The sequence below is a fragment of the Nonomuraea purpurea genome (assembly GCF_042650645.1).
In the GTDB taxonomy this organism is placed as follows: domain Bacteria; phylum Actinomycetota; class Actinomycetes; order Streptosporangiales; family Streptosporangiaceae; genus Nonomuraea; species Nonomuraea purpurea.
This window is the reverse complement of sequence record NZ_JBHSBI010000004.1, coordinates 146,585-162,557: the sequence shown is the minus strand read 5'-3', so window position 1 is coordinate 162,557 and position 15,973 is coordinate 146,585. Positions and strand designations below refer to the sequence as shown.

The window sequence follows — 15,973 nt, the reverse complement described above, 5'->3', positions numbered from 1 at the left end:
CCCCGTTCTCAGCCGAGCAGGTGGCGGGTGCGCTCGAACAGGCGGCGGGCGGCGTTCGGGTCGAGTGAGGGCAGCGACGGGTCGACCGGCTTGCGGCGGTCGTAGGCGAGCAGCCGTCCCTCGGGCGGGTCGTCCATGAGCTCGATGATCGGCTGGATGGCGGTGTCGACCGACTGGGCGGAGACCTTGGCCAGCAGTTTGATGATGCTCTTGACGGGCTGCTTCAGGCTCTCGGTGCCGCTGTCGGTGAAGCCGGGGTGGTGCAGCAGGTACTGCGTGCGCCCGTCCGGGTGGTTGGCGGCGTAGGCGACGCCGAGCAGGTCCGTGGCGCGCCCGCCCTGCAGCATGGCCTTGACGTTGCCGAAGCCGGAGGCCAGCGACAGGTCGTCCCAGTGGATCGCGCCCTTGGTCATGCCGACGCCGCAGATGTTCACGATCATGGGCCGGTCCCCCTTCTCCAGCAGGTCCGTCAGGCCGTAGCCGAGCAGGAAGCGGCTGACGTAGTAGAGGGCGAAGGTGGCCTCGAAGCCGTCGGGGGTCTCCACGCGCTTGGAGAAGTGGCGCAGGGCGGTGACGATCAGGCCGTCGAGTGCGGAGTGGCGGGACTTGATCTCGTCGATGACGCGCCGGTTCTCCGCCACGGACGTCAGGTCGGCCCGGATGAACGCGGCCCGGTCGGTGGCCCCGAGCTGGGCGGCCTCGTCGAGGAATCGCCGGCCTTTGGCCGGGTCGCTGCCTATGATCGTCACCTGGTCGCCGCGGCGGAGGAAGTGGCGGGCCAGCCCGTTGCCCATTCCGGTCGTGCCACCCGCCACCACATATGTCCTCATATATCGTCCTTTAAGTCATCGAACGCTGACTTGAGGAACCGTAACACACGTCCGGCGTACAATGTCAACGATCGATGACTAGCGAGAGGGGGCCGCGTGCCGAAGAGGGACCGTGAGGCCACCAGGGCGCGCCTGCTGGAGGCGGCCAGGCTGCGCTTCGCCCGCGAGGGCTACGACGCGACCAGCGTGCGTGACATCGCCGGTGACACCGGCGTCGACGCCACCCTGATCTTCCGCTACTTCGGCTCCAAGAAGGGGCTCTTCGACGAGGCGACCGCCGCCCCGGACATCCCGCACAATCTGCTGGACGGCCCGCAGGAGGAGCTGGTCGCGCGCATGCTGGGCTCGGTGGTCTTCGCCGACTGGACCAAGTACGGCGGGGAGCACCCCCTGGTCGCGATGTTGCGTTCCTCGGCCCACGAGGACACCAGGCAGCGCATCCGCAAGGAGGTCTGCGACACCTACGTCCGCGCGCTGGAGGAGCTGGCCCAGGGCGAGGACGCGGAACTGCGCGCGGAACTGCTCAGCGCCTGGCTGGTCGGCATCGGCATCCTCCGCTCGGTCATCGCCACCCCGGCGCTGGCCGAAGCGGAGCCGGGCGACCTGGCCCCCCACCTGGCGACCGTCGCCACCGGCCTGCTCGGCCGCCCGATGTCCGGCACAACAAGCCTCCCGACATCCGCGACGACCGACAGCCCGGCGCCCGGGACGACCGACAGCCCGGCGCCCGGGACGACCGACAGCCCGGCGCCCGGGACGACGGGTAGCCCGGCGTCCGGGACGACCGGCAGTCCGGCGTCCGGGGCCTCCGGTCCTCAGGAGCCGTCAGAAGGGTGAGTCCAGTGGCACCTGGCGCACCCCAGGCAGGTAGCGGTCGAGCTCGCCCAGCTCGAACCGCGACATCCCCACCACGTGCCAGAACTGCCCGCCGGCCTCCCCCTGCACCTTGTATCTGCCGTCGGGCGCCAGCGCCGCCCACCCCTCGGCCAGCCCGAGCAGCGTCGCCCGCCGCTCGCCGCCCTCCCAGAGGATCACCACACCGTCGTCGCCCGCGCTGGCCAGCAGGTCGCCCACGGGGCTGAAGGCCACCGACCAGACCCGGCGCGAGTGCCCGGCCAGCGTGTGCAGCAGCTGCCCGGTGGCGGTCTCCCACACATGGATCAGCTGGTCGTCGCCCCCGGTGGCCAGGCGCTCGCCCGAGGGGTCGAAGGCCGCGCTCCACAGCCGTCCCCCGTGCCGGTCGAGTGTGTGCACCAGCCGCGGCTGCCAGGGCTGCCCCGGGCGCAGCTCCCACACCATGGCCCGGCCGTCGCTGCCGGCGCTGGCCAGGTGGCGGCCGTCGGGGGAGAAGGCCACGGAGTAGACCCGGTCGGTGTGCCCTTCGAGAGTGGCCACCCGGCCGCCCGTGGCCACGTGCCACAGCCGGACGAGCTTGTCGTCGCAGCCGGTCGCCACGTAGGCCCCGTCGGGGCTGTAGGCGATCGAGCGAACGCGCCCGCGGTGGTCCATCAGGTTGCCCACCAGCCGCCCGGTGGGCCGGTACCAGATCCGGACGCTGTCGTCGTCGTTGGCCGTGGCCAACGCCTTGCCATTGGGGCTGAACGCCTCGGCCCACACGTGGTCGCTCTCGGCGTGCAGCTCGCGCTCGTACTCGCCGGTGGCGGCGTTCCAGAAGTGCACGCCGCCGTCGTTGCTGGCGGTGGCCAGCACCGGCCCTGCGGGGGAGAACGAGGCCGAGATGAGCCGGTCGGCGGTGCCGCTGAACTCGCGCAGCCGCCGTGCCGTGCGCGGCTCCCACACGCGGACGACGCCGTCGTTGCCGCTGGTCGCCAGCATCGTCCCGTCGGCGCTGAACCTGACGGAGGAGATGCGCCGCCCATGGCCGCGCAGCAGGCGCTGGCACTTGCCCGAGCCGGGGTCCCACAGGCGTACGGTGCCGTCGTTACTGCTGGTGGCGAGCTGCTGCCCGTCGGGGCGGAACACGAACGGCCAGACCGAGCTGCGGTGCCCGGTCAGCTCGACCCGCTGCCCGCCGCCGACCGGCTGGAGCCGCACCACGCCGGCCGAGTCGCCGCTCGCCAGGTTGTGTCCATCAGGGCTGAAGGCCACCTGGTAGACGGCCGCAGCGTGGGTGGTGTGCACGCCGTGGGCCCGCCCGTCGGCGCCCCACACGCGGACGTTGCCCGCCGTGTCGCCGCTGGCCACCAGCGAGCTGTCGGGCGAGAACGCCACGCAGTACACGCTGCTGGTGTGCCCGGTCAGTGTGTGCAACTCGGTCCATGTGGCGGTGTCCCAGAGCCGGATCGTGCCGGCCTCGTCGCCGGTGGCCAGCAGGCGGCCGTCGGGGCTGGGCACCGCGCGGTAGACGTTGCCCCGGTGGCCGTCGAGGGTCCGTGTGAGCTGCCCGGACTCCAGGTTCCATACGCGTACCGCGCCCGCGGAATCGCCCGTCACCAGCGTCGTGTGGCCGAACGCGGCCGAGTAGATCGGCGCCAGGTGCCCGCGCAGCTCGTGGACGAGGCGGCCGGTGGCGCTCTCCCACAGGCGGACCACGCCGTCGGCGCCGCCGGCTGCCACCAGGTCGCCGCCGGCGTTCGCGCACACCGGCCAGACGCCGTCGGCGTGGCCCTCCAGCCTGCGCAGGAGCGTGCCCGACAGCGCGTCCCACAGCAGCACGGCCCCGTCGCTCCCACCCGTGATCAGCACGTCGCCGGCGAACGCGACCGCGTACACGCGGCCCCGATGCCCGTGCAGCGTGCGCACGGGCGCGCCGCCGACGCACAGCAGCACGCTGCCGTCCTCGTTGCCGACCGCCAGCGTGGCGCCGTCGCAGCTGTAGGCGATGGGCTCGGGCAGGCGGCTGTACTGGAAGTGGTAACCGTACGGGACGCCGATGCCGGCGGGCGCGAACTCCACCTCCACCGGCTGTCCCGGCACCACCGCGGCGCCGGGCAGATGGGGCAGCGTGCCGGTCACGTTGATCAGCGAAGCCCGGTGCCAGCGGGCGCCCTCGACCGCCGCGTCGCTCAGATCCACCTCCGCCAGCCGCGCCCCCGACAGGTCGGCGCCGCTCAGGTCGGCCCCGGTCAGCTCGGCCCCGTCGAGCCTGGCCCCGACCAGCTTGGCCCCGCGCAGGGTGGCCCTGGACAGGTTCGTGCCCGCCAGGGTGGCCTCTGACAGGTCGGCGCCGGTCAGATCGACCTCCCGCAGGTCCCTGGCGGACAGGTCCTCGCCCTTCAGGTTCGCCCCGCGCAGGTCGGCGCGGGCCGGAGTACGCAGCCGGGCGGCGATCTTGACCGCGTTCGCCCGCGAAACGTCGTCGGCGGGCGGATCGCCCACCCACGCGCGCAGCGCCCCTATGTCGGCCAGGTCGCACAGGAACTCCACCGTCAACCCCGACAACGGCCTGCGCGACAGCAGCGCCAGGTTGTCCAGGGCGATGTGGCGGGCGATCAGCCACTCCATCACCGAGGCGTGGATGAACCCGAACATGCCCTCCTCGGTGCGCACCAGCAGGCTGCCGGAGCCCATCCGGTACGCGGCCTGCACGGCCGAGAGCTGCCCGTCGGCCAGGTCGGTCAGCGTCTCGCCGATCTCGGTCAGCTCGTCCACGCCCAGCAGCGACTCGCCCGACTCCCACAGCCGCGCCGCCAGCGCCGTCACCGCCCGCCACAGCTCCTCCACGGTCAGCGCGGACACCGACCCGGGGATCCTCGCCCGGCGCTCCTCGAAGGCCAGCCAGGAGGTGAGGATCTCCTCGTACAGCATGGCCGGGCTGATCGTCTGGCGGGCGCCCGCCACCGTGCGCAGCCGGTCGGCGTCGAGGTCGGCGATGAAGCTCAGCATGCGCGGGTTCTGCGCCAGCGCGAGCAGGTCCTCGATCTCGCCCATCAGCGACATCCGCGCCAGCGCCTCGTCGCCGTCGTCGAACCTGTTGGCCAGGTACGAGCGGATCTGCTCCGGCGTGAAATCCTCGACGCCGAGCACCCGTCGCTGCGGCAGCACGCCCACCATCTCGCCGAGCGAGGTCAGCACCTGGCTGTGCGACTTGAAATGCTGGGTGCGGCTGGCCACCACGATCTTCGCCTTGTCCTCGGCCGCCGCCAGCAGCGTCGCCAGGTGGTCGGCCGCCCGGTCGAACGTCAGCCGGGTCACCAGCTCGTCGAACCCGTCGAACAGCAGCACGATCCGGCCCTGCCTGAGCAGGTAGCGGAACGCCTTGAGGTCGATGACCTCCTCGCCGTGGTTGGCCAGGTGGGCCGCGACGAGCCCGTCCACCGAGTGTGCCTTGTCCAGCGCGCGCAGCTCGATCAGGATCGGCGTCAGGTGCGGCAGCTCGACCGGGATACGCCGGGCCAGCTCGCGCAGCGCGAACGTCTTGCCGTGGCCGAAGTCGCCGAGCAGCAGCAGGAACCGGCCGTGGTCGGCCGACAGCAGCCGCATCAGCTCCTCCGTCAGCCCCTGCCTGACCTGGTTGCCGGGGCGATCCAGCTCGCGGTAGCGCTGCGGGACGTACAGGGCGGGCGGGTAACGCCGGTCGGCGGTCAGCCTGGCCGACTGCTCGCTGACGTACCCCGACAGGTCGATCAGCCCCTGGAACTCGGCGAAGCTGCGCAGCCGCACACCCTTGCGCATGAGGTCCTCGCGGATCGCGCGGGCGGCGGGCGGCCCCTGGTAGACCAGCTCGGCGGCCAGGTCGGCGGCGTGCGCCTGACGGACGAACCCCTCCGCGATCTCCTCGCTCACCTCGCCCACGTACGCGCCGATCATCGTCTGGCGGACGAAGCCGTCCTCGGGGTGGGTGACGACCAGGTGCGCGGCGAACCTGCGGATCCTGGCCCGCTCGTGCCGCGCCTCGCACACCTCGGCGATGCGGTCGAGCAGCAACTCCACCGGGCTCGGCGCGCGCTCCTCCGGCTTGGGCGCGGGCGGAGGGGCGGCCGGGCTCTGGCCTGTGAACGTGGTCTCGACGGCCCGCCAGCGGTGCCGGACCCGCTCGGGGCGGCCCTCGTCGGGCAGCCAGGTGCGCAGCCCGTCGGGGGTGATCTCGACGACCTGGTGGTGGCCCGAGCGCGGCGCGGCGATGCGGCCGTCGGCCGGCCCCGCGGACCCGCCGTGGAAGAGCAGCGTGAGCCGGTGGGCCAGCAGCCGGTCGAACGCGGGCGCGTCCTTCAGCTCGCCAGGCGGATGCCCGATCGCGCCCAGCCGCAGCCACGCGCTCTCCTCGTAGGGCCGCAGCCGCTCGGCGAACCAGGCCGCCTGCGCCTCGCCCAACTGCGCGTAGGCGTCGCGTTCCAGATGGCTCATGGCCATCGTCGAGTTCAGGCCCGCCACGACCACCCGCAGGTCGGGCACCTCGAACAGGGTCCACGGCTGGCCGCCGTCGAACACCCGGTCGTCCAGCCCCTGATACACCTCGCCGAACAGCCCCGCGAAATGGCGCCACTTGGGCCAGTAAGGAGGCTGCGGGCTCACGTCGTCGGCCTCGCAGGTCATGAAGTAGGCGCTGGCGGCGGCCTTGGTGACGTCACGCGGGCCGGGCAGCAGCACCAGCCGGTGCGGCTCCAGCCCGATCAGCAGCCTCAGGTCGGTCACGAACCGGGTCGCCTGCCCGAACTGGCCCAGACTGCCCGACTCGGTCAGGTCGCCGCTGACGACCATGAGGTCGGGGCGGGGCATGCCGCGGTCGTACATGGCGGTCAGGTCCGCCCAGATGCGCGCCTGCATGTCCTCGGGCGTGAACGGCTCGCCAGGGTCGGGCAGCGCCCGGCCGAAACGCGGGCCGCCGATGTGCAGCACGCTGATCGACTCGCGGCCGCGCTCCACATCGGGCGCGGAGGGGAACTTCGGGGCCGTGACCGGCGTGCGCCTGGCCCTGGACCGCTCGCCGGGCGGTGGCAGCGTCGGCGGCGGCACCATCACGCTGGAACCGTCGGGGAACGCGGGCGCCGCCTCCGGCTTGGCCCGGCCCGACATCGCCTCGCGCACCCGGCCCAGCAGCAGCGCCCTGGCCTGCCCGGGGTCGCTGACGCCCAGCAGGTCGACCCACGTGATCGTGGACAGCAGACCTTCGAGCTGGACGTCCTCCAGCCTGATCGTGACCAGCTTGTTGGAGGGGTTGTCGGGGTCCGCGCGCATCGCCGCCTGCCACTCCATCCTGCCGTAGCGGGAGGTGAGGTAGTTGCGCGAGAGCACCGCGACGACGAGCTGCGCCTCGCTGACGCCGCGGTCCATGAAGTCGATGAAGTTGGTGCCCGGCACGAAGTCCCACGCCTGGATCATCGTCCTGTAGCCGGCGGCTTCGAGCTCCCAGGCGATCCATGTCGCCCACGCCGTGTCGGCCGGGGAGTAACTGACGAAAATCTCGGTCGGCCTGCCGTCACGCGCCATGCTGCCCAGTATCCCCTGTCCGCACGGAGTAAGGCAGTAATCACGGTGACGGTATTAGCCGACCAATCCCGCGAAGCGGCTGCTTTTGATTTTGCGAGGGAGTGCCGTCGTCTGGGAGGAGCGGAGGGAGCTTGCGACCGGAGCGGGGGGAAGACGGCGGCGTTGGGCGACCGAGCCCGCCTCTGCGGAGCGGAGGCCATTGAACGCAGTAGTGCCGTCGTCTGGGAGGAGCGGAGGGAGCTTGCGACCGGAGCGGGGGGAAGACGGCGGCGTGAGGCGACCGAGCACGCCGCCACGGAGTGGCGGCCATTAGACGCAGTAAGATCGACGGGTGTGGCGGCGTCTTGGCCTTCTTGACCTGATCAGGATCGGGCTGCTGGTTCTCGGCCTGGTCTTCGTGGCGACCGGGTTGCTGCCGTGGGAGGAGGCGGCGGCGAGCCTCGACGACATCGGCCCGCTGCTGATCTTCCTGGTGGCGATCATCGTGACGGCCGAGCTCACCAAGGAGGCGCAGGTCTTCGACGCGATCGCGGCGAGGATGGCGGTGTTCGGCCGAGGCAACTACACCGCACTTTTCTTCCTCTGTACGGCCTTCGCGTCATTTATCACGATATTTCTGAACCTGGACACCACCGCCGTCCTCCTCACCCCCGTCATGCTCGCTCTGGCCCCCAAGGCCCGCATCGCCGCCCTCCCCCTGGCCATGACCACGATCTGGCTGGCCAACACCGCGAGCCTGCTCCTGCCGGTCTCCAACCTGACGAACCTCCTCGGCATGGAGAAGATCGGCCTGGACGCCCAGGAGTTCGCCGCCCGCATGTGGGCCCCCCAGATCGTCGCCATCGCCGTGACGATGGCGTTCCTGTGGGCGTTCTTCTGGCGGCCCGGCGAGCGTCGCGACCTGCGGTACACGCCGCCGGTCCTGGAACCGGTCGCCGACCGCGTGCTGTTCGCCGCCGCGTCGCTCGCCTGCGTGCTGTTCATCGTCCTGCTCCTGCTCAAGACGCACGTCGCGGTCGCCGCCACGGTCGCCGCCGTGATCGTCGTGACGGCCTTCCTGGTACGCGCCCGCGACCGCCTGACCTGGAGCCTGATCCCGTGGCAGCTCGTCGTCTTCGTGACGGGCCTGTTCCTGGTGGTGCCCACGCTCAGCAGGCACGGCCTGTCCGACCTGATGACCTGGATGATCGGCACGGAGGGCGACCCCTACCGAACGGCGGCCGTCGGCGCGGGGCTGTCCAACGTGATCAACAATCTGCCCGCCTACCAGGCCGTCGAGACGGTCATCCCCGCCTCCGCGCAGGACCGCCTGCTGGCCCTGCTGGTGGGCACCAACGTTGGCCCGGTCATCACCCCGTGGGCCTCGCTGGCCACGCTGCTGTGGTTCGAGTCGTGCCGCCGCCACGACGTCAAGGTGCCGATGCGCCGCTTCCTGCTCACCGGCGCGGGGCTGGCGGTCGTCGGGCTGGTCGCGACGGTGTGGGCGCTGGTCGCCTTCGGCTGACGGTTCTGACCACCCGTCAAGGTCCGGGACAATGGGTGCCCATGACCAGAACCACCCTGATCGGATTTTTCGGGTTTGCCCTAATGGCCGGGCTGGCAGGTTGTGGCGGTGGCGAGCCCGCCGCTCAGCCCCCAGCCGCATCCAGCGCCGCCGCACCGGAACCGGCCGCGTCGAGCCCCGCGATCGAGGCGTCCACGCTCCCGGCGACCACGGCGACCCGCACGGTCAAGCTGGAGGTGCTTGGCAAGGGCAAGTCCATGCAGCCCATCGTCTACGTGGCCGACGGGCAGGGCACGGAGAGCAACGCCGACCTCCCCTGGTCCAAGACCGTCAAGGTGGAGCTCACCGGCGCCGAGCAGAAGGTGGGCCGCGCGATCTCCATCGTGGCCGGCTCCGCCCAGGGGGCGAACGGTCAGTTGGAGGCAGGCAAGTGCCGCATCAGCGTGGACGGCGAGGAGGTCGTCTCGGGCGAAGGGCTGTGCCGGCACAAGCTCAAGTAGCCGTCAGACCTGCTTGAGGAGTGACAGCAGTCCGGGCATGGCCTTCGGGTGCGCGGCGACGAAGCTGCGGTCCTCGGCGGGCGCGTCGAAGCACTCCTCGAACGGCCCGCCGTCCAGCGCCCTGATCTCGATCCCGGCTTCCCTGGCCAGCAGCGCGCCCGCGGGCAGGTCGACCGCCTCGGCCCGGTAGCCCACGATGCCGTCGATGTCGCCGCGCGCCAGCATCGCCCACGACAACAGCGGCGCCCACAACTGCAGCACCCGGCGTGCCTTCAGCTCCAGCGCCGACTTCAGCCCGCGCACGGTCGCGTCGCCCCTGCTCACGTCGTACCCCTGGGTCCAGGCCAGCAGCGGGCCGTGCGGGCTCGGCGCGTACGGCGGGGCGAGCCGCGCGCCGGAGGAGGCGACGGCGCCGCGCCCCCGGATGGCCGACCAGGTCTGGGACGAGACGGGATCGTGCACCACGCCGAGCACCGGAAGCCCGCCCCTGCACAGCGCCACGCCGACGACGTAGGCGGACAGACCGATCGCCACGTTGTTGGTGCCGTCCAGCGGGTCGACCAGCCACGTCCACTCGCCGCCCGCGGCCCCGCCCAGCCCCGACTCCTCGGCGATCACCGCGTGCGAAGGGAACGCGGTCATGATGCGCTCCAGCAGCAGCTTCTCCGAGGCCAGGTCCAGGTCGGTCACCACGTCGCCGGCCTCGCCCTTAGCCCGCACGCCGACCGCGCCGCGCGTGCCCTCCAGCAGCAGCGCCCCCGCGGCCTCGGCGGCTTCGACGGCGACCGTGCGAGCGTGATCCAGGTCCATCGGGTACCCCTCAGGTCAGATGCGCGGTGATCAGACGTACGGCCAGCTCGGTCTCGCGGGCGTCGAGCGCCTGCCTGGAGACGTGGTGCGGGCCCGCGCCGAGCGGGCCGAGCGACAGGTCGCGGCTGCCGGGCCGGCCGCGGCCGAGCGCGATCGTGGCGGCCTGGCCGCCCTCGGGGACGACGCTGCTGTGGAAGCGGCCGGCCCGCAGCGTGTAGGTCTCGCCGGGACCGAACGCCTCCACCAGTCCTGTCGAGTGGCGTACGGTGCGGCGGGTGGGCGAGATGCGGTCGCCGTCGGCCGCGCTGACCACCTCGAACACCCGGTGCGTGGCGTCGTCGCGGGCGTCGGTGACCACCGCGTGCACGTTGCGCACCTGGCCGTAGAGCACGTGGCTGACCAGGTCCCAGCTGTGGCAGTGGATCTGCGAGGTCGTGTTCTCGGCGTGGACGAGTGTGTCGGACCACAGATGAAGGCATACCCCTTCGCCGCCCTCGCGCTCCAGCGGAAGGCAGACGAATCCGAGCGGATGGCGCACCGCGCGCACGGGGCCTGACAGCGCCTCCAGCGCCCACGACCTGGCCTCGCCGTCGAGCACCCGCCGGTGCACGCCGTGGTAGCTCATGACCCGTAGGGGTCGACGGCCCGCAGCGCCTTGCGCGCGATGTCGACCACGTCGCGGCCGTTGTAGGCCTTGGGCAGGGGCACCTCGATGCGTTCGAACAGCTCCTGGACCTCCTCGATCGTGGGCTCGTCGCTGAGCGGCACCTTCTTGTAGGCCTCCAGCGGCACCTGCCGCGCCTGCTCGAAGCTGAGCCGCAGCTCGGTGTCGCAGTTCTCGTAGTAGAAGGTGCCGGCCAGCGCGGTCATCGCCATGTTCGGGTCTTCGACCGTCATGATCAGGCGGGTGGCCGACAGGTCCCAGCGGAACGTCGTCATCGTCGAGGACAGGCCCACCCCGATGTCGAGCAGGCCGTAGCGCTGGCGGTGCCAGAAGGCGGCCAGGATCGTCGCGTACGACTCTTTCCTGGCCCGGTCGGTCGTCCACGTCTCGCCGGTGGCGTCGGGGCTGTCGGACAGCGAGCGGCGGTAGTGGGCGTAGGTCTCGCAGACCTCCACGTCGGTCGGGTCGATGATCTCCACCCTGACCGTGAGGTGGCGTTTGTCCCTGCGGGCCGCCGCCACGCACTCGGGCAGCGTGACCGCCCGCAGGTAGGTGCCCGTGCCGCCCTTGAAGCTCCATCGGGGGGTGTCCCTGCGGGCCTCGGCGTGAGACTGGGCGATCTCGTGCTTGCTGGCCAGCACCCTGACGAGCTGCAGCGCGTCGAGGGCCTTGCGGGTGCTGTTGGCCAGCGTCTCGATCTCGTCCAGGCGGGCCAGCCGCGCGGGCAGCTCGGCCAGCGCCCCCGAGGTGACCGTCTTTTCGAGTGGAGCCTGGCGGACGCGGTCGCGCAGCAGCGCGGTGGCCACCAGCGCCATGATGACCAGCGTGGCGGCGTTGACGAGCTGGGTCTGGACCTCGGTCGGCACGACCTCGTTGGGCATGATGCCGAGGACGCCGATCACGACGGCCAGCACCAGGGCGATGGCGCCGTCGGCGTTCTGGGCCGCCCATGGCGTGACCCGCTTCAGCGCCGCCGTGAACCGTGTCATCGCTCGCCCCGCCGTCCGACGATCAGTCAGTTCCCGAGGTCATCGTAACGACAGCGCCATGCGACTGCCAGCACACGCAAAGGAGCGATCTCCTAACCGCCGACGCCACACAGGCGGTGCCTCGGAACCCGCCCGCGCCGGTCGCGGGCGGGCCGGGCGTCTAGAACCACCCGCGGTGGCGGGCCATCTGCTCCAGGCCGCGCTGCAGGGCCTGGTCGGCCGAGCCGGGGTCGTCGTAGCGGACGGTGAAGCGGTTGTAGGCGTCGTGGCCGGAGCTGAGGAAGCCGCCGCGCTTGTCGGCCTCCAGGATGACGTCCATCTGCCTCGGCCCGGCGATGAACGTCAGCTCCAGCTCGTTGAAGTGACGCCGCCACCGGCCGCCCGCGTAGTACTCGATCTCCTGGAAGAACGGCATGGTCGAGCCGTACAGCGTGCCGCGCTCCAGGTCGGCCTTCTTGAAGCGGAAGTCCAGCCGGTCGAGGGCCGCGATCACGTGCTCCTGGGCCGGCAGCGGGCTGACGAACAGCGGGTCGAGGTCGCCCTTGTCGAGCGCGCCCGCCAGCGCCAGCTCCGTCTGCACCCCCAGCCTCATGCCGTGCAGCGGGTGCCCGGCGATGGCGCTGATCGGCGTCTCCCACGGGATCTGGATCTCGAACGGCTGCTGGTGTTGCGCGCCCGCGGCGAGCTGGAACGTCCCGGCCACCTGCTGGCGCAGGAAGCTGTAGGTCGTCTTGTACTCGCTGTCGCCCTGCTCGACCTCGACCACCGCGGTCAGGTCGATGTGGATGCCCTCGACCTTGTAGCCGGAGTTGCCGCCGCGGAAGTGGACGACACCGCGCAGCGCCTCGCCCGGGCGTACGCCCGTGTCGGTCAGCACCGTGTCTACCTCGACGCCCGCGCCGAACGCGGCCATTAACTTGCGGAACACCATGGGGGTTCTCCTATGCGGAAGGTGTGTGGCCGTTCACGTGGTCCCTGCCCGAGATGCGGGGGAGCAACTGGGCCAGGAGGAGGGTGGACAGCGCGGAGTCGGCCTGGCCCTGCTGGGTGCGTACGACCAGCGGCTGGGGGGCGTTCTCCGCCAGCTTGGCGCCCACGTCGAGGCGCCTGCGGGCCAGCTCGTACTGCAGCACGGCCCGGTTGTCCCGGTAAGACTCGGCCAGCGCGCGCAGCGCCTTGGCCTCGTTCTCGGCGGCGGTCAGCTCGGCCCTGCCGCGCGCCTCGATCTCCCACGTCACCCGCTGCGCCTCGGTCTCCTGCTCCTCCAGCATGCGGGCGACGTCCTTGCGCGCGGTGTTGTGGGCGGCCTTGACCTCGACGACGCGGGCGTCGCGGGTCTTCTTGGAGCGCTCGATCTCCATCAGCAGGGTGTCGATGCGGCGCTTGCGGGTCAGCTCCCACTCGCGCTCGTAGGCCGACAGCTCCTTGGCGACCTTCTCGCGGGTGGCCAGGTGCTGCTGGTACTGGTCGGGGAGCTGCACGTCGGGGATGTTGGCGCCCGTGATGCGCACGCCGTAGCGTCCGAGCTGGCGGTTGAGCGCCTCCTGCATGTCGCCCACGTCGGAGCCGCGCAGGTCGTAGGCGCGCTCGGTGTTGACCCTGCGGCTGCGCTGCCTGATCGCGTCCTGCACCGCGCTGGCGAGCACGAGGTCGAAGTTGCCCGCGCCGATCGTGCGGACGAACGCGACGGGGTCGACGATCCTGAACTTCAGGAAGAACTCGATCGACTTCAGCGGCACGTTCTCGGCCGTGGGGCAGGCCACGATCGGCGCCGAGTACGGGATCTCGGTGGAGGTGTCGACGACCGCGTCCACGCGGTCCCACGGCAGCCAGAGGTAGTGGCGGCCCGGCGGCAGCGTGCCGGTGATGGCGCCCCAGTGGCTGCGCACGCCGGTGGTGCCCTCCTCGATCTCGATGATGGCCTTGCGCCAAATCGTGATCGCCCCGAAGAGCAGGCAGAACAGGGCGGCGAGCGCGGCGATCACCGTGAGGTCGGTGAGCGCGGCCATCCCCGCGAAGTACAGGGCCAGGAAGGCCAGCGTCATCCAGGCGAAGCCGCGCCGGTCCTTGGGGATCACGACGGGGACGAGCTGGCCCTGCTCACCGCCGCGCAGGAGCTGGCGGATCTCTCCCCAGGAGGCCAGCGACTCCTTGATCTTCGAGAACTCGCGGCTCATCAGATCTCCCCCTTGCCCGGCAGCAGGCGTTCGACGGTGGCTTCCAGGTCGTGGTCGGGCTCCGGTGTCGCCGGGGGCTCGGCCACGTCGGCGGCGGCCTTCTTCAGCAGCGCGGAGATCTCGTTCTCCCGGCCGCTGACCCGCGCCGCGATCTCGTCGAGCCTGGCGCGGATGGCGGCCATGTCCTCGGCGGTGAACAGCACCGCGCCCTTGCCGCCCACGAGCTGCTGGGCCAGCGCCAGGAAGTCGATGTCGGTCTGCTCGCCCACCTGCACCACCTGCGGCAGCCGGGTCGCGACGGACTCCAGCTTGGTCAGCAGGTCCTGCTGGAAACGGTAGTCGAGGATCTCGGGCGCCTCGGCGGCCGACAGCGCCCTGATGTCCAGCGCCTGCGCCTCCAGGAGCGCGGCGTTGGCGTTGGCCGTGGACTCGGCCTCGACCAGGCGCTGCCTGGCCTGGGCGGTGGCCTGGTGGCTGGCGCGTTCGAGCGCGGTGTCCATGCGGGCCTGGTAGCCGGCGATCTCCGCCTGGATGGCGCTCAGCGTCTCCTGCAGCCCGGCCAGCTCCTTGACCAGGTCGCCCTCGTTCTGCTCCTTGCGGAGCTGGAGCTCGTACTCGTAGGTGTAGGCCTCCTTGGCGACCCTGACCATCTCGGGGGCGGCCAGGTCCATGCGGTACTCCTGGCTGGAGGGCTCGGCGTGGGTGATGTTCACGTCGGTGAGCCGCACCGCGGGCAGGAACTGCTGGTTGAGGCTCTCCAGCATGCCCAGCGTGCTCTCGCCCACCAGGTCGTAGATGTCCTCGGCCCGCTGGGCGTAGATCAGGGAGCGGGTGACCTCGCTGATGGCGTTCTGGAGCTTGGACTGGAAGCCGCTGACCGAGCCGAGCACGAAGATGAACTCGGCCGGGTTCTCGATCCTGAACTGCAGGAACAGGTCGACGCTCGCCTTGACGCCCTGCTGGGTCGGCGCCTCACGGATCGGGGCGTTGAACGGGTACTCGCGGGTGGTGTTGACGATGTAGCTGACCCGCTTCCACGGGTTGAACAGCGTCACCCGGCCGGGGTCCGCGATGTGCACCAGTTTGCCGAACTTGGTGATCAGCGCCTTGCAGCCTTCCGGCACCATCACCACGCTGCGTCGCCACCACAGGAACGCCGCGGCCAGGACCAGCACGACCCAGTAGTGCGGGCCGAAGAACAGGTCGGAGCCCGGGACGATGTTGCCGAGCGCGCCGATCAGCCCGAGCACCACCAGGATGCCCAGCGGGATGACCACCTTCGCGGTGCTGCCCTTGGGGATCACCACCGGCGAGATGACGTGCATGCCGTTCTCGGCGAAGCTGCGGTTGACGATCTCGCCGGCCTCGTTCAGCGACGCCGTCCTGGCCTCGATGAGGGTGCCGACGGAGGCGCCGCCGTCGCGGGCGGCGGCGAAGTCGTGGGGGTTCAGGGCGAAACCGCCAGGGCCCTGGCCCTGGCCCTGGACCAGTTGGCCGGCTTGGCCGACGGCCTGCCCCATGGCCTGTCCCATCGCCTGGCGTACGTCACCCCCTTGGGCCACTGCTTGGGCTATGCCCTGACCTGCCTGGATCAGTGCCTCTCTGGGTCGTGACATGAAACCTTCCTTTTCCGCTACAGGCGAATACGACCGTATCGGGTGTGACTTACTAAACGCTTGCAATAGGTCATCACACGTCTGTGGCATACTGTAGTACTTATGCTATTTATGTAGTAGTGCTACTATCTGGGTCAATGGAAGCGGTGAGTGAACATCCCGTTGCCGTCGAGCGTGAGGACGGCACCCTGCAGGCCGCGGCGATGCGGCGGAGCGGCTGAGAAGATACGTGGTGATGAGCGAGACCGTCTTCAACCGCATCGCGCTGCTGCGCGCAGAGCGGAACGTGACCCGCAGGCAGCTCTCCGACGCCCTGGGGGTCCATTACCAGACCGTCGGCTATCTCGAGCGGGGCGAGTACAGCCCGAGCCTTTACCTGGCGCTGCGGATCGCCGACTATTTCGAGGTGCCTGTCGAGGTCGTCTTCTCCACGACCCCGTTCCCCCGGATCGGGGAACGCTCGGCGTGACCCTTTCTGTCAGTGGAGCCGCCT

General features: G+C 70.9%; 12 protein-coding genes. 4 read left to right on the top strand and 8 right to left on the bottom strand.

Annotated elements, in window-relative coordinates:
* Positions 1–8 precede the first annotated feature (8 nt).
* Complete coding sequence (locus ACFOY2_RS09635) at positions 9–830, bottom strand: SDR family NAD(P)-dependent oxidoreductase (protein ID WP_379527608.1); 822 nt, start codon at positions 828–830, stop codon at positions 9–11.
* A gap of 96 nt (positions 831–926) precedes the next feature.
* Here ACFOY2_RS09635 and ACFOY2_RS09630 point away from each other — a divergent pair, with 96 nt between their 5' ends.
* Complete coding sequence (locus ACFOY2_RS09630) at positions 927–1,667, top strand: TetR/AcrR family transcriptional regulator (RefSeq protein ID WP_379527607.1); 741 nt, start codon at positions 927–929, stop codon at positions 1,665–1,667.
* On the opposite strand, the gene ACFOY2_RS09625 is transcribed toward ACFOY2_RS09630, so the two are convergent.
* Positions 1,656–7,220, bottom strand: coding sequence for a TIR domain-containing protein (locus tag ACFOY2_RS09625; protein WP_379527606.1), 5,565 nt, complete (start codon positions 7,218–7,220; stop codon positions 1,656–1,658). The two genes, ACFOY2_RS09630 and ACFOY2_RS09625, sit on opposite strands and share 12 nt — an antisense overlap.
* Positions 7,221–7,551: 331 nt before the next feature.
* Between ACFOY2_RS09625 and ACFOY2_RS09620 the strand changes: the two genes are divergently transcribed.
* Together ACFOY2_RS09620 and ACFOY2_RS09615 are read left to right on the top strand one after the other, a co-directional pair.
* Positions 7,552–8,724 (top strand): ArsB/NhaD family transporter, encoded by a 1,173-nt coding sequence (locus tag ACFOY2_RS09620; protein WP_379527605.1) that lies wholly within the window; start codon positions 7,552–7,554, stop codon positions 8,722–8,724.
* A 41-nt stretch (positions 8,725–8,765) separates the two neighbouring features.
* A complete protein-coding gene (locus ACFOY2_RS09615) occupies positions 8,766–9,224 on the top strand; it encodes a hypothetical protein (protein ID WP_379527604.1) in 459 nt (152 codons plus the stop codon).
* Between the two features lie 3 nt (positions 9,225–9,227).
* Here the strand turns inward: ACFOY2_RS09615 and ACFOY2_RS09610 are convergent, their stop codons facing one another.
* The 6 genes from ACFOY2_RS09610 to ACFOY2_RS09585 form a co-directional block, all read right to left on the bottom strand.
* On the bottom strand, positions 9,228–10,034 hold the full coding sequence (locus ACFOY2_RS09610) for an inositol monophosphatase family protein (RefSeq protein WP_379527603.1): 807 nt from the start codon (positions 10,032–10,034) through the stop codon (positions 9,228–9,230).
* 10 nt (positions 10,035–10,044) lie between these two features.
* On the bottom strand, positions 10,045–10,659 hold the full coding sequence (locus ACFOY2_RS09605) for a hypothetical protein (RefSeq protein WP_379527602.1): 615 nt from the start codon (positions 10,657–10,659) through the stop codon (positions 10,045–10,047).
* A complete protein-coding gene (locus ACFOY2_RS09600) occupies positions 10,656–11,687 on the bottom strand; it encodes a hypothetical protein (protein WP_379527601.1) in 1,032 nt (343 codons plus the stop codon). The genes ACFOY2_RS09605 and ACFOY2_RS09600 overlap by 4 nt, the downstream gene beginning before the upstream one ends.
* Before the next feature lie 160 nt (positions 11,688–11,847).
* Positions 11,848–12,618: a sporulation protein gene (locus tag ACFOY2_RS09595; RefSeq protein WP_379527600.1), complete on the bottom strand. Its 771-nt coding sequence runs from the start codon at positions 12,616–12,618 to the stop codon at positions 11,848–11,850.
* A 10-nt stretch (positions 12,619–12,628) separates the two neighbouring features.
* Positions 12,629–13,864, bottom strand: coding sequence for an SPFH domain-containing protein (locus ACFOY2_RS09590; protein ID WP_379527599.1), 1,236 nt, complete (start codon positions 13,862–13,864; stop codon positions 12,629–12,631).
* The gene (locus ACFOY2_RS09585) at positions 13,864–15,480 is read right to left on the bottom strand and encodes an SPFH domain-containing protein (RefSeq protein WP_379527598.1); all 1,617 of its coding nucleotides are present in this window, start codon (positions 15,478–15,480) and stop codon (positions 13,864–13,866) included. The genes ACFOY2_RS09590 and ACFOY2_RS09585 overlap by 1 nt, the downstream gene beginning before the upstream one ends.
* Before the next feature lie 235 nt (positions 15,481–15,715).
* Between ACFOY2_RS09585 and ACFOY2_RS09580 the strand changes: the two genes are divergently transcribed.
* Positions 15,716–15,949, top strand: coding sequence for a helix-turn-helix transcriptional regulator (locus tag ACFOY2_RS09580; RefSeq protein WP_379527597.1), 234 nt, complete (start codon positions 15,716–15,718; stop codon positions 15,947–15,949).
* Positions 15,950–15,973 lie beyond the last annotated feature (24 nt).

Bases quoted from the DNA above. Each gene is read 5' to 3' on its own strand.
- ACFOY2_RS09605 (WP_379527602.1), bottom strand. From the start codon at position 10,659: ATGAGCTACCACGGCGTGCACCGGCGGGTGCTCGACGGCGAGGCCAGG.
- ACFOY2_RS09625 (WP_379527606.1), bottom strand. From the start codon at position 7,220: ATGGCGCGTGACGGCAGGCCGACCGAGATTTTCGTCAGTTACTCCCCG.
- ACFOY2_RS09590 (WP_379527599.1), bottom strand. From the start codon at position 13,864: ATGAGCCGCGAGTTCTCGAAGATCAAGGAGTCGCTGGCCTCCTGGGGA.
- ACFOY2_RS09635 (WP_379527608.1), bottom strand. From the start codon at position 830: ATGAGGACATATGTGGTGGCGGGTGGCACGACCGGAATGGGCAACGGG.
- ACFOY2_RS09580 (WP_379527597.1), top strand. From the start codon at position 15,716: ATGAGCGAGACCGTCTTCAACCGCATCGCGCTGCTGCGCGCAGAGCGG.
- ACFOY2_RS09595 (WP_379527600.1), bottom strand. From the start codon at position 12,618: ATGGTGTTCCGCAAGTTAATGGCCGCGTTCGGCGCGGGCGTCGAGGTA.
- ACFOY2_RS09615 (WP_379527604.1), top strand. From the start codon at position 8,766: ATGACCAGAACCACCCTGATCGGATTTTTCGGGTTTGCCCTAATGGCC.
- ACFOY2_RS09585 (WP_379527598.1), bottom strand. From the start codon at position 15,480: ATGTCACGACCCAGAGAGGCACTGATCCAGGCAGGTCAGGGCATAGCC.
- ACFOY2_RS09610 (WP_379527603.1), bottom strand. From the start codon at position 10,034: ATGGACCTGGATCACGCTCGCACGGTCGCCGTCGAAGCCGCCGAGGCC.
- ACFOY2_RS09600 (WP_379527601.1), bottom strand. From the start codon at position 11,687: ATGACACGGTTCACGGCGGCGCTGAAGCGGGTCACGCCATGGGCGGCC.